Raw genomic sequence first — 14,683 nt, 5'->3', positions numbered from 1 at the left:
TGAAAGATCTAAATCATTGGAATTCAAAAAGAGATGGGAATATGAACACCTGATTTCTATTTTGAAGGATGTTTCCCCGTTTTTATATGATTTAAGTATTGTTTGTAATGTATATGTGTGATTTAACGAATTAACTAAACCTAGGAGGAGTATCATTGGGATCATATCCTCCACAAACATCAGTCATCAATCGCATGAGTGTTCTAACGTTGTGGGTATTTTCATTGAGCCATTCATGTTGGAGAATGAATGACACTTGTTCACAATATTCATCACAGTTCATCTGTGAGACTGTTGGACCACAATTATATTGCCCTCCGCCAACCTTTTTTTGCTCGGATTTGCTTAAGATCTTCCCAAGGTTTTGAATTGATTTTTTCATAAATGAAAGATTTAAAAAATGATTGTATCCTTGAACATTTAAAGACACTCAAGGCCTATGTCTTTTACTAGTGCTCGAATGTGTTTTGAAAATCTGAATGCAATTAGCAAGGCGGAAAGTGGGCTAATCCGGCATCGAGGCATTCTCCTGCGCAAGCATACCATATACCGCCGGAATTTGCACACCAATCTTCATTGCAAAATGGTTGGGGGAAAGTGCAAAAAACAACTCCTCCATTGATTTCTTGGAGCTGCGTTTTCGTTAAAATTTTTCCAAGGCTCGAAAGTGATTTTTTCATGAATTAAAGATTTAAAAAAATGATTGTACTCTTGAACATTTAAAGACACTCAAGGTCTGTGTCTACTTCTAATGTAGTATAGCTTGAAAAGCAAATAGAGCAGGGGAGGCAATTGACAAAAGAATAGGCTACATTTTGCCAAATCCTGTTTTGGTAGAGGATTCGCTCTTAAACTGGAGCGATATGGCTAATACCTAGTTGACAGGGTACATAGTCCGTTTGTAAAGTTCCAAATCGCGTTTTAGTATAATAACATCGATTGTTTTTTATTTCACAGCTATCCCCGGAGCAAGTGACACTTGGGGCTCCATTGGGACACATTGCAGTACATGTTTGCCCGCCCAAAGAACCCTTGATGGCTTTTAATTGTTGCTTACTTAAAATAATTCCAAGATTTGAAAGTGATTTTTTCATGATTGAAGAATTTAATTGTTGTTTTTTTGAACTTATTCTCACTCAAATCAAAAAAAGAAAAAAGGGTTCTACAAATTTTTAGTCTATCGATTCATGAATCTATATAAGCAGTAACAGTCATAAGTAGCTTGTATTTAGATAGTTAAAAACGAGAGTGTGAAAATTGAATGTAGAGAACAAAAATGTAGCGCCTTTATACGCATTCCTTATTTCATAATTGAGATAAGCTTTGTAGTATTTTTTTGTAAAATTGTGAATATAATATCTTAGTTTATTTACCATTTTTCATATATAGTGAACAGATTAAAATCAACATATTGACCAGAAATATCTTCAACATGTATCTAAAAGTTAGGGCAACCTACCTTCTTTTTTGCATTCTAAGTATGGTAGCCTGTAATGAATCGCGTCCAGTCCAAAACAATGCACCAATAAAAGAGGTTATGGACCTATCTTTTGGGGAAGTATTTCAATTGACGGAAGAAGCGACGGATTCAGTCACACAAGATTTTTATGCCAAACAAATGGTCAAGATGGGGAATAGGGATAAAGATTCTCATAAAAAGGTCATAGGATATCATTTTTTAATGAATCTTCAGTACAATAAAGAAGGAGCCTTACATTATGCAGATAGCATTATTGAAATCACTAAAGATCAAGATATCCCGGGTTTTCCAGCTATTGCTTATCAAGCAAAAGGGGATTACTATTATACCCACAAGGCCTATAAGAAGGCAATAACAAATTTTTTATCCGTAATTCTCTATGCCAAGAAGCGGCAGGATAACCATATGATCTATCGTTCCAAGCAGAGTATTGGCGATTTAAAAAGGCTATTGGGCGAATATGATGAAGCACTGGTAAACTATAAAGAAAATCTAAAATATGTGCAAAGAAATGTAAAGGCGGTAACCCCAAAGGAATATCTATATTCAATAGCCTCCATCGCCAATGTGTATAATGATCGAAAAGAATCTGACTCCGCTTCCTTTTATAATGCCTATGGAAGTAGAGAGGCCAGAAAGTTTGGGAGTCGATTATATCAAGCCAATTTTGCATTAAATGAAGGAATAACCGCTTTTCATAGGAAACACTTTAAAGTGGCGATCGATAGTTTCGAAAAACATATTCCGTATTTAAAAAGTATTAAAGATCTGAGACAACAATTATCCGATTCAGACAGACTGGCGCTCTCCTTTCTGTATTGTGGGAAATCGTACTTAGAAGAAAAGAACACGGTCAGGGCAATGGCCTATTTTAAGGAAGTAGATTCTATTTTTTTAAAAGATCGGAACCTATTTCCAGTGCTTAGGGAAGGGTACGGACATTTAGTGAAATACTATAAAGAACAGGGGGATTATGAAAATTATGTAACCTATATAAGTAGACTTATTGCAGTGGATAGTACCCTAAATGCAGATAAGTTTTATTTGAATAATGAAATTGTACAGGAATATGATATCCCAAAATTAAAGGCTGAAAAAGAGGGCGTATTATTTAAAATGAAGCAGGAACGTGGTAGGTATAGAAATATGATAATTTTATTGGTGCTCCTGATTATTTTGCTTTGTATAGGGGCTAGAAGGGAATATCGGAAACGTAAAATCTATAAAAGTAGATTTGACGAAATTATTGAGGCTAAGCTCGGGGATGCATCAGTAAACAAGCATCTTGATAAAAATAACCATTCCAAGCTCAATTTGCCCGAAAAACTTATCGATGATATCTTAAAATCCTTGGAAAACTTTGAAGAAAAGCAACAGTTTACTTCTAAGAAGATCACCTTGATTAGCTTGTCCAAAAAATTAAAAACCAATCCAAACTACTTGTCCAAAATAATTAACCACTACAAAAAAAGTTCCTTTACAAATTACCTGAATAGTTTGCGGATAGAATATGCCATTGAGCAATTGAAAACAAACCCTATGTATAGTAAGTATACCATAAAAGCTATTGCAGAAGAAGTGGGGTTTAATAATGTACAAGCCTTTGCCAAAGCATTTTACAAAAACAAGGGAATAAACCCTTCCTATTTTTTAAAAGAGTTGAAGAAATTTAGGTAAACCCATAAAAGAAACCAAGGATGTTGCCATTTCCCTTATGATAAACACTTTTATTCTGAATGCGTGATAAGTCATTGAAAATAAGTTAGTTGTTTTTCATTTTATTTTTATTGATTCATGAATCGATAGGAATTCGTTCTGAAAATGGATTTTAGAAGTAATTCGCATTTGATATCTTGAAAAGGTTAATATAATTGCTTTACCTATGAAAAAAAACAAATTACAATTGAAAAAAATTCAGATTGCCAAACTGAAAAGCCTGAACACAATACGAGGAGGAACTGGCAACCCAAATGGTGCTCCTACCGTAAATACAGCTCCAGGACCAAATCACACCATAGATCCTGACACGGATACCATAGACACGGATTCTAATCCAATAAGACCACTATCCAGCAGGCCTTGTACTCATATTGATACTCAAAATACAGATCCAGGGACAACATTATAAAAATCCGTTAGGCGAGCTAAGTTCATTGATTTGCCTATTTTAAGATATTTAGAAGTGATGTATATTTTGTAATTGCAGTTGAACGGAGAGTCATATCAGTGAGGCAACTTAATACTGGAGTTTTAATGGCGTAAATTTTAGTGATATTTTGCTGTGAAGTTATGAACTTTGCAAAAGTTCAATGCAGGCCATATCTTGTTAGCAAAAATTTTGCAATAGGATGTACTATTTCTTGCCTAAAGTGCTCATTGTAATCACAATTTGCCAAAAGTACCAATCCAATTCTTTTTTCTGGAATCATTAATAAATAGCTTCTAAACCCTTTATCCCCGCCATAATGACTAATGGTTTTTTGTGACATTATACTTCCCAACTGAAATCCTAGACCAATACGTTCATTAGGTTTAAAAGTAGGCGATATCATTTGCCGATACCCCTTGTTGTCTTCCAAATTATTTACATTGTGCATAAAAGAAATCATCCATTTGCTTAAATCTTTTGAGGATGAATTTAAAGTACTACTCGGTGCGTGTTCCCTAGTATACGGATAGGTTTTTCTTTCATAGACATGCTTTGTGATCCATCTTTTGGAATGAGGAGATGTTTTTAATGAATCTGGTATTTTAAAATACCTAAAATCACTATTATCCATCCCGCTAGGTGCCAAAATATTGTCCTTTAAAAAATCATCAAAAGTGGAAAAAGAAATTTTTTCTATGACATGGCCTAAGATATCATAGCCAAGATTATTGTATTGATATGTAGATGAAGGGTTTGCGTCCAGTTTAAGATGATGTTGTAAAACAAATTCTTCAAGACTGGTATCGAATCTATTGTTATTGCCCCAATGGTAATTGCCAATATCGCGTAATCCAGAAGTATGATTCAATAGCTGTTTTATGGTTATGTTATTGATTCTGTTATCCGTATATTTTAATTTGGGAAGTAGGGAGGTCAATGTATCTTCAAGTGATAGTTTGCGTTGTTCTACGAGTTTCATAATGGCCATAGCAGTAAAAAGTTTACTTATGGAAGCGGTGTGGAACACCGTGTTTTCTGTCACTAAACTGTTGTTTTTAATACTTCGAATACCATAACCTTTGGTATAAATTATAGAGTCATAGTGAATCAAGCCTATGGAAAGTCCAGGAATATTGTATTCGTTCATTTTCTGTATCACCATGGCATCCACTTTTTCATGGAATCCCTGGAGAGATGGATCTGCCTGAAGATTTTGTTTAAACGATTGAATAGAACAAGATTGCAAAAGGACAAGGAATACAAGCCATGGGATTAAAGCCGTTTTTTTCATGTAATTCATTTTACGATGTAGCACATCAAATTGTTTAAGGAACTCATGCATATTTGGATAGGAAGCTTATTGAACTTCTTTGATATCGAGGAACAACTGGGATTCCTCTTTTTCCAAGCTTTCTAAAAAGGGTGTCGCTATTTGCATTACTTCAGCAAAGAATTTCGAAAATGGCATTACATTGGCATTGATGGAGGCATCGATAACCAAATTATAATTTGGAAACAGGACCAAGAAGTTTTGCGACCCTTTACTGACCCCTCCATGATGTACTACCCAATACGAGGTCTCTCCATCTCCCAGATGCTCGTAGTTAAAATCCAAATAAGATCGCCAACCTAGGGCGTATTGTTGTTCATTGATTTCACCATTCTTTAATTTAACAGGTTTCCAGAATTCCTTTTTGGTATTTGTATGGATAAAGGTAGTATCATTGACCCAGGCATTGCCCAACCTGACCAAATCACTAGGTGTTGAAATAAAACCCCCGCCAGCCCATTTGTAACTGAGATTGATATCATACCTAAATCCAAAACTTCTAAACTCTCGGTAATATCCATTATCCGTTTCATAAAAAGTGGCAAAGTGCTCACTTTTAGGCCTCGTATGATCGGCGTAGGTATGCTTCATGCCCAGTGGGGTAAAAATTTCTTGCTCCATATATTTAGGAAAAGGCATTCCTGTGGCCTGCTCTAAAACAGCACTTGCAAAATTTATATCAAAAGTAGAATAGGCAAAATCGGTTCCAGGTTCATATAGGAGGTCGGTGGTATTAAAAACATTCAATCCTTCTGTTACGGTGTTGAATTCATAACAATTGCATAAGGTATATTTCCAGGACGACATACCAAAGTCCCCGTAGTTACCAAAACCTGCAGTATGACTTAGAAGTTGACGCATGCTGAAATCCCATTGTTTCCTTTTCCAATTGATGATGGTATCTCCAATAGAGGCGTCCATGAATAATTGTTTCTTTTGAAAGGCATTTGCTACACCGGTCGCTGTTAATGACTTCGAAGTACTTCCTATGCGATATTGGGTTTGAGGTGTTGCAATAGTGCGGGATTCCATGTCTTGATAACCTTCAGCGGCCGACCAAATGATTTTGTTCTGATGCCCCACTGCAATGGAAAATGAAGGCACTTGCAACCTTTTACTAACATTCTTTAAATGCCTTCTTGCCCGGCTTATCTCCGCTTCATAAGCAGAATCATATATCGTTTCTGTCAAAGGAAGCGATTCCTGGGGAAAAGGATTTAAGGTAAAAGCATAATAGATATTAAATAGGACCAATAGTAAGAATATCACTCCCAATATTCTGCAGATGCGGCGTCCGGTCTTGTTCAGTTTGAATTTTCTCATACTTCAAAACTGGAGAAAAAGCCATGATGCTCTTAAAAATATCGACAGAAACGCGATAGATTACTGACAATAGCCTTTATAAAAAGCCCAACGATTTAGTCTACGCCAAACTCAAATTGGTCTTCAGTTTTTCCTGTTTGGTCGAATTGCCTTCAAGGTGATTATATAAAGCTTAATTTTAAACTTTAATAACAGGGAAATTTGTGTCTAAGGCAAAAACAACCTAAGCAATCATAGTATACCTAGGCAATGAAAAAACCTTTGCAAGATCATATCATTTTTTGGACTGTTTTATTGATCAGCTTTACTTTAATTCAATTTTTTAAAGACGACAACAGTCAGCCTTTACTAGGATTGTTGCTCGAAAACACCAAGCGATTGCCGGCCATGCTCCTTGCAGCACATGTATTCAATGAGTTGTTGCTGCCACGGTATTACCGTACCAAAAAGTACCTTGTTTTTGGGGTGCTTACCGTATTCCTATTCTATCTGGCCACAGCTCTAGACCGATTGATCAATATATATGTATATGAAACCTTGTTCCGTGAACCACCTTTTGAAAGAGAATCGATCCAAGAGATATTATCCGATGTTTATTTCTTATTTGTAGGTTATTTATCCCCCTTGGTCATGGCAACCGCAGTTATGGCCTTTGAAGGCATATTACGCCAGAAACGACAGATAGAAAAGAAAAACTTACAATTGGAACGGGATAAGAATACTGCGGAATTACAGGCCTTAAAATCCCAATTGCATCCTCATTTTTTATTTAATACCTTAAACAATCTGTATACATTAACCTTGCAAAAATCAGATAAAGCACCAGAAATTGTAGCCACCCTATCCAATATGCTGGACTATATCTTATATCAATCCAACGGAAAACTAGTGTTCCTTCATAAAGAAGTGGAATTATTGGAAAACTATATTGCATTGGAGCAATTGCGCTATGGCGAGGAAATAGAAATTAGTTTTAACAAAACCTATACAAAGAACACTAGGGTAATTCCATTGATTTTATTGTCCATTGTGGAAAATGCCTTCAAACATGGAGCTAGTGGAAGTCTTGAAATACCTAGTATACATATAAAGCTCTATCAGGAAGGAGAAATTGTATTTTTTGAGGTAAAGAACAGTAAGAATCCCACAAAGCAACAAGATGAAACGGGGTATTCCAGAGGAATTGGCCTTAGCAACATTAAACAACAATTGGCTTTATTATATCCAGATTTTTCGTATCATGTGACCGATGAAAAGGAATGGTATCACGTAGCACTGAAAATAAATACCGAAAAAATCAATGATCAAATGTATTATAGTTGATGATGAGCCTTTAGCCCGATCTTTGATAGAAGGGCATGTACTGGAGGTTCCTTACTTGGAATGTCTGGGGACATTTAAAAATGCAGTTTTGGCAGCTAACTTTTTAGCGAATAATGCCGTAGATCTTATCTTTTTGGATATTCAAATGCCCAAACTCACAGGGATTGACTTCTTAAAATCACTCAAAAATCCACCAAAGGTCATTTTTACCACAGCCTATAGGGAGTATGCGGTGGAAAGTTATGAACTGCAGGTATTGGATTATCTATTGAAACCCATAACCTTTACGCGATTTTTTCAGGCCATCAGTAAATTAAATATAAGTTCCAATGAGGTATCAACAGAAGAAAATAAAACTTCGGATCATATTTTTGTTCAAGCCAATAAAAAACACCTGAAAGTTGTTCTAAATGATATCCTATATGTAGAAAGCCATAGGGATTATTTAAAGATTCATCTAGAAACGAGGAGTATTCTAATCAAGGAACGTATTTCTAATTTTATTAAGCTACTGCCGGAACATCAATTTGCGCAGGTGCATCGGTCCTATATTGTAGCCTTGGACAAAATCACGGCATTTACACAACAGGATATTGAAATTGGGAAAATCGAAATTCCAATTGGAGGAATTTTTAAGGAACAGCTAATCAGCAGGTTAAATGCCTAAGGGCCAATACTAACTTTTACCCATGATTCACGAATAAAATAGCGGGTTTTTAGTTGGGAAAGTTATAATGACAATACGTGATGTCTGTAATTTTTGGAGACTGGAATTTCAATTTGGGTGAGGAGAATGGTATTGGCATCTTTCCAGGATTTAAAATGGATTGGATTTATTAAGTGGGATCGGTGTACTTGAATTAAAAAATCCCAATCTTCCTTGATTGTTTTTAAGGAAGAACGTATAAGTTTTGAACTTAACTGACCTCCTTCCATGAAGAAAATTTCCACATAATTGTGGGCATTGGTAATACAGATAAGATCGGATGGCCTGATTTTTAAAATATCCAATTTGTTTTCACCTGTAATAGTGATTTTATCTTCTTTAACGGGAATCAATCGGATCAGATATATTCTTGCCAATAGGATAATAGGCGTAAATATAAATATGGGTTTGAAGATGATCAAATAGAAAAATTCGGGAAACGTATAAATTCCTCCATTGAATATAGGACTTATAGCGTATAGATAGGTGCCGACGGAATACAAGAGGTAAAAAAGAAGAAGCATGAATAGTTCAAAACCGATATGCCATCGCAAAAATCGCTGATATATAACCCTTTGTAGTAGTGCTACGATGGCATAACAAGGAAAAGCGATCAGGCCAAAACCAATACTAATGGCTGTCCAATTATAGGTTAAATAGTCTTTTTCAAAGGGTCTTATAAAAAAGGCAAAACTAAAAATCCAAATACTAAGAAAGAACCCGATGAAAAGATGATGTTTGATGGATAAATTTAATTTGTTCATTTCGATACTTAAACAGAAACCAAGATTAAATAGGCATTTTAAATACTTAGTCCAAGATAGGAAAATGCAAAAGAAGGAAATGAAATGACAAGATATTTTTTGATGGAGTTTGCTGAAGAAATGGGGTTAATGTATGCCTATATAAACAATTAAAGTTCTGCGAAATCCTAGACTTCGCAGAACGACTTTCAATTTAAAAGATACATACGCCATTAACGCAGGGTAGGGGAGGGAAGCCACAAACGGCAGTCCATCTGGGATCGCAGCAATCTGCACTTACAAATAGCTGTTGGCACGTCAATTTACGGAGCATTCCACCTAGAATGACCTTTTGTTCTTCTTTTTTGAGCACTTTGGCACCTTTTAAACTTGTTAATTTTTTCATGATGTAGAAATATAAAATTATTGGGACCCTGAACATTTAAAGACACTCAAGGTTTTGTGTCCATTTCTTTGAACCCAAATTTCGGTTCATCGATTTAAATATTCGTTTTGGCGGTACTCTTGGTATGAGCTTGCTTTGGTTTGGATAGTTGCAAGAACGCTCTTTAATTCATCAAAACCACATGGGTGAATCTTTAAAAGAGTAGTACAATATATAGAATAAAGGAAATAATATAAGTTTTTTAGTTATTTTTTATAGGAAATTTAACACGAATTATTTTCATAATGATAGCTCAAAATGGTCCGCTGATGTGTAATGATACAGAATCTGCTTTATGGAAAGAGGTGTAGCTGGATACAAGTATACCTATTTGGGTCTTGTCTTTTATGCTTTAAGGAGAAACCTATCTATATTCGATGGCAGTAGAAACCGTTGCCAAAGCATGTTATGGAGCTTATCCCAAATTGCTTAGGCACTTCATTCAAACAAACAGTAATTATGGAAAAACGCAGTATTAAAAAATTAAGCAAAAAAGAGCAAGAATCCATACAAGGCGGTGCTCGAAGAAGAGTGAGAAGAGTTGGCGTTGCTTTGAGAAGAAGAAGGAGCAGTGGATAAACAATATTTTGTTACCCAATGTGAAACGACTAGGCGGAACATCTTTCCGACAAGTCATAAAAAAGGAAATCATGAGAATCTTATCTTAATGTTTCCTTTTTTTATTTTTACCGAGATGCCACCTATCCCTGAGCTTATTTTTTAAACAATTCGTATGCCCCTTTTAGTCGTAGACGAACGGTAATATCTTCTTTGGTATCATTTCTAAAGTACCAACCATGCCTGCCCTTAAATGGAGCTGTAAAACTTCCTGCCATATTGTTGGAATAGGCAAGGGTGTAACTTTCGTAGAAAACATCAGCAGGAGGGTTCTCCTGAAATACTTCTCCATGAAAATCAATATAGACCACCGCATTATTATCGGTACGCCATTCGTAATGAATCAATCCCAATTTTAAGGCATTGAATTTGTATTCTACCCCTTTCCCTGCCGGGACAAGTACCCTAATGGTATCTTCTTTTTGGGAATATTGTGTTGTTGGAACAGGATCATTGGCCTCTACAGGTTTGGGAACATTGGGGCCCGATCCCAATTTTTCCAGTTCAATCTTTCTAAAATTGAAAATATGGCCTGAAACATTGGAAATGGGAGCCGCTGTACTTTCCTCATGTTCAACATATAATTTGCTGAAACCTAGAAGTTTTCCAGTTCCCAGGGGATCTATATTATATTCAGCTGGTAATACAGCGGTAACATAAACAATAAGGCTAATCGCTATGGCAATGCATATAGATTTAAGGAGTTGTTTTTTACTTAAAGTAGTTGAAGTATCTGATGTCATAATTTAGAAACTAAAATAATATCCCGTCAATTGGAATCCTAATAATAAAAATCCGGCAGTCATTAATGCAATATTCGTGAGGTTGGAAAATTTGATATAACTAGGATATTGCCGCCATACGCCCAATACCAGGAGTACCAGCCCCAAGGCTAAAAACTGACCCACTTCCACACCGAGATTAAATCCTAGAAGATTAACAAAAAGCCCTTCTCTATCAAATTCAAACTCTTGTAATTTCGTAGCTAGGCCAAAACCATGGAACAAGCCAAAAATGAGTACGGCCCATTTGGTATTTGGCTGTTTTCCAAAGAATTGTTGAAACCCACCTAAATTATCAAACCCTTTATATACAATAGATAGGGCAATAATGGCATCAATAAGGTAGACATTGACATTGATGTCGGCCATGACACCAAATAGGAGGGTGAGACTATGACCCAAGGTAAAAAAACTCACATACAAGAGAATTTCTTTGGTTTTGTACAAAAAGAAAATGACGCCTACTAAAAAAAGAAGGTGATCATAACCCGTAATCATATGTTTTGCACCGATATACAGAAATGGTCCAAAGGCGACACCTTTATTTTGAGATAAAAAACTTTGGGTAGCCCCGTCAACGCCATGGGCAAATGCCGCTATAGAACAGAGGCATAGGACAATTAGTGCTATACGTGTCTTAAGAGATTGGAACATGGAGCGATAGTTAGTGTGCGTGACCGTGTTCTTTGACCTGACGAATACTGTCCGCTTTCATTCTTGCTTTCTCTATTTCTTCAGCTTCCGCTTTTTTTATAGCCTCGGCTTTTTCCATAGCCTCCTTTTTTGCATTCTCCTCGGCCTTAGCTTTAGCTTCCATTTCAATTTTTTCTGCTTCCGCTTCCGTTTTTTTCTTTTCGCCGCAAGCGACCAATAGTCCGAATCCTATGCAGGTTAATACAACATATTTTTTTAGGCCAAGGGTAGTACACTTCATAATTTTAAAAGATCAATAAGGATTAAAATAAATGTTTTTTAAAGTTAAGTATTTTGTTTTACAATCTAAAAGCAGTGCAAAGATCAAAAATCAAAAAAGTCGTATCTTTAAAACAGGAGATACGACTTTTTATTATAATAGCATATATTCTTATTGAATGTAGGCCGAATACATCCAAACCAACTTCTCCTGTTCCCGGATATAATCGCTCATTAAAGCATTTGTACCTTCATCATCCGAATCTCCTGAAATTTCCAACAATTCGCGCTCTAGAGGCAATAGGGTCTGATACCCAGCAAGAACCGCTTTAATGGCTTCAATACCATTGGAAATACCTTTTGCTTCCGCTACTTCGGAAATGGCAGAATAATCCGTATACGTATGTAAAGGCGTATGCCCTAAAGTCAATATCCTTTCTGCAATTTCATCGATTTTAATGAGGGAATTGTTGTACAATTCTTCAAATTTTAAGTGTAGTTCAAAAAACTTGTCTCCTTTAATATTCCAATGAAAACCTCTGGCATTCATATAAAATAGTTGATAATTCGCTAAAAGTAAATTTAATTTTTCAGCGAGTAATTTGGACTTCTCTTTGTCGAGCCCGATATGATTTAAAGTATGTTCCATGTCTTTATTTTTTTGGTATGATACTATTTCCAGATGGCATCAAATGAGAAATAGCACTCTCTTAATTATTGAATACAAAGGTAAGGCTATGCCCTTATGAATAGGGGAAATAGCATCGTTTGTAGTAATAGTTGAATAGCTAAAATGTATTGTTTTTGTTATTTTGATAAGGAAAAACTATAACATGCTAAACGATGTTGAAAAACAATGGCATTGGGTATGGGAAGTATAAAATGAAGAAGACACCACATCACCTATGGCAGTAGGAAATGCAGTGCCTTCAATTTATGAAAAAAAGTAATCGTATGTTCGCTTTATGGATTTTCGGGATGCTCCTCGTAAGATTGATGAATCCAGGACAGTTTGTTTTTTCGATAGGTAATGATACCTCCTCCAAGGACTTCCCTTCCAATATAAATGCCAGGACCCTCCATAGCTATCAAACTATCTTTTAATACGGGGCCGTTTTCCTCAAATAGTACCTGGGTTACCTGATCATCTGAAACTACAGACCATAAGTTCACCCATTCCATGGTACTGGGAAATTCAGAAAATGTTCCACTTTTATTTCCTAGTACAATGCGTTGTGCTCCTTTTTCATCAATATATAATTGATGATGATTATTCCGGTTAAAGTAGATTTTTTCCAAGATTCCATTTCCGTTCAAATCTATAGAAATGGTATCGTTGATGCGGTATTCTTTGTAATTTTTAAAACCAAAGAATTCGGGATGCATCCAACTGATATCATGTTCCAAGCGCTCTAAATTTGCTTGTCGTACAGAAGCTTCTGAATCATAAGCTAGATCTGTGGCGATTTCTTCGGATGAATTGTCCTTCTTTTCAGACTTACAGCTAATGAACAGACATAATAGTATAAGGAATAAGCTATCTTTTCTCATATTTTCTTAAATAAAAGGAATAGAAAATCTATACAATTTCATGTACTAGTGAAATTGCAGGTTTTTCAATAAATGGATTTTGGGTTACTTACTGGTCTTCTTCTTCCAGAACGCCGGCAAAGGTATCTCGAAAAATATAGGCACCAATGAGCAACAAGCCAATGCCCAACAATAAGTCGGAATATCCAATATGGAGAATTTTGAACATGATTCCCCCAATTACGGATAAGGAACCCAGTACCACCATCCCATTCCAAAGAATTTGATTTATGCTGATATCGGTCTCTTCATTTTCCTTTGCAAAATAGGCAGTACCCTCTAATACGGCCCAGACCAGAAAGCTAATAAATGTAATACTTTCCAATATGGTATCGTAAGGGAGATGCAATACCGAGAAAATAACATTGAGGCACCAAACATCGATTAGTATTAATTTGATGTAATCCAAAAATTGTTTTTTCTCCTTTTTCCAAAAACGTATGGTGTATAGTACTGCTATTGCCGCTAGGGCACTAACAATAATGTGGTTCGCAAAGGGAGTAATCTGTTGAATCTTGAATAAGATACCCAATAATAGGACTCCGATGCCTATACGTATTGGGATTTTTAAAACCTTTTTTGTAGCAGCCATTGCATAAGTAGTTTAGGTTAAAATCTTTTTATGTATTCTCGGTATCAAATAACTTTGATATTCGCTTTTAGGCCTTCCATGATGCCTAAGATGTTTCTTACCGTTTCTTTAAGGTGATATTTTATAAGGTCATGTGGAATTCTAATGGTGGTGAACCCATTTTTAAAGGAATGCATGGCCTCTTCTAGGTCATTTATTGCTTGTTCATGGGTAATCATATGGTATTCGGCGTCAATATCAATATTGAGCTTTACCCTTGAGATGGCAATATCTATAAATCTATTGCCGTCCCACCATTCTAACATTGGATTTACCCCCACTTCTTTTAAACTATAATACAATTGTATAGCTTCAATGGGCGTATTGTTGGTTTCAACTAGCTTTTCGAGTCGATCTTGGTGCTGTTTGCACAGCTCCACTCCAAGGTTGTCCATGGAGTTTCTGTGGTCGATATAGCTTAGCGTTTTGTTACATTCTAAACAGGTCATTAGGTAGGTTAATTTTTGATTTGGGATTATTATAACCGTGTATTTTTTAGAATATTATATATTATCGATGTATGGACCCCCACTTTTAGATGAACTGCATTTTTTTAGATGAACTGCACAAAAAATGCCCAATATCCACCTATTTAATCCCCATAAAACACATAATTAATTCCTAACCCATTATATTTACAAAGCTCAAATG

Annotated in this window: 18 protein-coding genes; 4 read left to right on the top strand and 14 right to left on the bottom strand. The window is 35.8% G+C overall.

From position 1 onward, the window contains the following. Window positions 1-130: 130 nt before the first annotated feature. The 3 genes from ACEXOE_RS12720 to ACEXOE_RS12710 form a co-directional block, all read right to left on the bottom strand. Complete coding sequence (locus ACEXOE_RS12720; RefSeq protein WP_394749186.1) at window positions 131-382, bottom strand: hypothetical protein; 252 nt, start codon at window positions 380-382, stop codon at window positions 131-133. 103 nt (window positions 383-485) lie between these two features. Continuing rightward, complete coding sequence (locus tag ACEXOE_RS12715) at window positions 486-680, bottom strand: hypothetical protein (protein WP_394749185.1); 195 nt, start codon at window positions 678-680, stop codon at window positions 486-488. 168 nt (window positions 681-848) lie between these two features. Further along, window positions 849-1,094: a hypothetical protein gene (locus ACEXOE_RS12710; protein ID WP_394749184.1), complete on the bottom strand. Its 246-nt coding sequence runs from the start codon at window positions 1,092-1,094 to the stop codon at window positions 849-851. Between the two features lie 338 nt (window positions 1,095-1,432). Between ACEXOE_RS12710 and ACEXOE_RS12705 the strand changes: the two genes are divergently transcribed. Then, window positions 1,433-3,157: a helix-turn-helix domain-containing protein gene (locus ACEXOE_RS12705; protein WP_394749183.1), complete on the top strand. Its 1,725-nt coding sequence runs from the start codon at window positions 1,433-1,435 to the stop codon at window positions 3,155-3,157. 205 nt (window positions 3,158-3,362) lie between these two features. Continuing rightward, the gene (locus tag ACEXOE_RS12700; protein WP_394749182.1) at window positions 3,363-3,608 is read left to right on the top strand and encodes a hypothetical protein; all 246 of its coding nucleotides are present in this window, start codon (window positions 3,363-3,365) and stop codon (window positions 3,606-3,608) included. 178 nt (window positions 3,609-3,786) lie between these two features. Here ACEXOE_RS12700 and ACEXOE_RS12695 read toward each other — a convergent pair whose 3' ends face one another. Together ACEXOE_RS12695 and ACEXOE_RS12690 are read right to left on the bottom strand one after the other, a co-directional pair. Then, window positions 3,787-4,920, bottom strand: a complete 1,134-nt coding sequence (locus ACEXOE_RS12695) for a serine hydrolase domain-containing protein (protein WP_394749181.1) — start codon at window positions 4,918-4,920, stop codon at window positions 3,787-3,789. 66 nt (window positions 4,921-4,986) lie between these two features. Further along, on the bottom strand, window positions 4,987-6,282 hold the full coding sequence (locus tag ACEXOE_RS12690) for a serine hydrolase domain-containing protein (RefSeq protein WP_394749180.1): 1,296 nt from the start codon (window positions 6,280-6,282) through the stop codon (window positions 4,987-4,989). 249 nt (window positions 6,283-6,531) lie between these two features. Between ACEXOE_RS12690 and ACEXOE_RS12685 the strand changes: the two genes are divergently transcribed. Further along, a complete protein-coding gene (locus ACEXOE_RS12685; RefSeq protein ID WP_394749179.1) occupies window positions 6,532-7,605 on the top strand; it encodes a sensor histidine kinase in 1,074 nt (357 codons plus the stop codon). Beyond that, window positions 7,583-8,272 carry a LytR/AlgR family response regulator transcription factor gene (locus ACEXOE_RS12680; protein ID WP_394749178.1) on the top strand — a complete coding sequence of 230 codons (690 nt, stop codon included), beginning with the start codon at window positions 7,583-7,585 and terminating at the stop codon, window positions 8,270-8,272. The genes ACEXOE_RS12685 and ACEXOE_RS12680 overlap by 23 nt, the downstream gene beginning before the upstream one ends. A gap of 62 nt (window positions 8,273-8,334) precedes the next feature. Here the strand turns inward: ACEXOE_RS12680 and ACEXOE_RS12675 are convergent, their stop codons facing one another. From ACEXOE_RS12675 to ACEXOE_RS12635, 9 genes are all read right to left on the bottom strand, one after another. Continuing rightward, a complete protein-coding gene (locus ACEXOE_RS12675) occupies window positions 8,335-9,075 on the bottom strand; it encodes a LytTR family DNA-binding domain-containing protein (RefSeq protein ID WP_394749177.1) in 741 nt (246 codons plus the stop codon). Window positions 9,076-9,268: 193 nt separating this feature from the next. Continuing rightward, complete coding sequence (locus ACEXOE_RS12670; protein WP_394749176.1) at window positions 9,269-9,460, bottom strand: hypothetical protein; 192 nt, start codon at window positions 9,458-9,460, stop codon at window positions 9,269-9,271. A 752-nt stretch (window positions 9,461-10,212) separates the two neighbouring features. Next, entirely contained in the window at window positions 10,213-10,860 is a 648-nt protein-coding gene (locus ACEXOE_RS12665) for a hypothetical protein (protein ID WP_394749175.1), read from the bottom strand. 3 nt (window positions 10,861-10,863) lie between these two features. Further along, the gene (locus ACEXOE_RS12660) at window positions 10,864-11,553 is read right to left on the bottom strand and encodes a HupE/UreJ family protein (RefSeq protein WP_394749174.1); all 690 of its coding nucleotides are present in this window, start codon (window positions 11,551-11,553) and stop codon (window positions 10,864-10,866) included. A gap of 10 nt (window positions 11,554-11,563) precedes the next feature. Then, window positions 11,564-11,833, bottom strand: coding sequence for a hypothetical protein (locus tag ACEXOE_RS12655; RefSeq protein ID WP_394749173.1), 270 nt, complete (start codon window positions 11,831-11,833; stop codon window positions 11,564-11,566). 150 nt (window positions 11,834-11,983) lie between these two features. Further along, window positions 11,984-12,460 carry a Dps family protein gene (locus ACEXOE_RS12650; protein ID WP_394749172.1) on the bottom strand — a complete coding sequence of 159 codons (477 nt, stop codon included), beginning with the start codon at window positions 12,458-12,460 and terminating at the stop codon, window positions 11,984-11,986. A 314-nt stretch (window positions 12,461-12,774) separates the two neighbouring features. After that, complete coding sequence (locus ACEXOE_RS12645) at window positions 12,775-13,362, bottom strand: hypothetical protein (protein WP_394749171.1); 588 nt, start codon at window positions 13,360-13,362, stop codon at window positions 12,775-12,777. A gap of 88 nt (window positions 13,363-13,450) precedes the next feature. Further along, window positions 13,451-13,993, bottom strand: coding sequence for a hypothetical protein (locus ACEXOE_RS12640; protein WP_394749170.1), 543 nt, complete (start codon window positions 13,991-13,993; stop codon window positions 13,451-13,453). 44 nt (window positions 13,994-14,037) lie between these two features. Further along, window positions 14,038-14,481 (bottom strand): hypothetical protein, encoded by a 444-nt coding sequence (locus tag ACEXOE_RS12635; RefSeq protein ID WP_394749169.1) that lies wholly within the window; start codon window positions 14,479-14,481, stop codon window positions 14,038-14,040. Window positions 14,482-14,683 lie beyond the last annotated feature (202 nt).

It is taken from the genome of Spongiimicrobium salis, from assembly GCF_043678055.1.
Taxonomy (GTDB): Bacteria; Bacteroidota; Bacteroidia; order Flavobacteriales; family Flavobacteriaceae; genus Spongiimicrobium; species Spongiimicrobium salis.
Note: the sequence above shows the minus strand (reverse complement) of the source record. Positions and strands in the feature narration are given on the sequence as shown.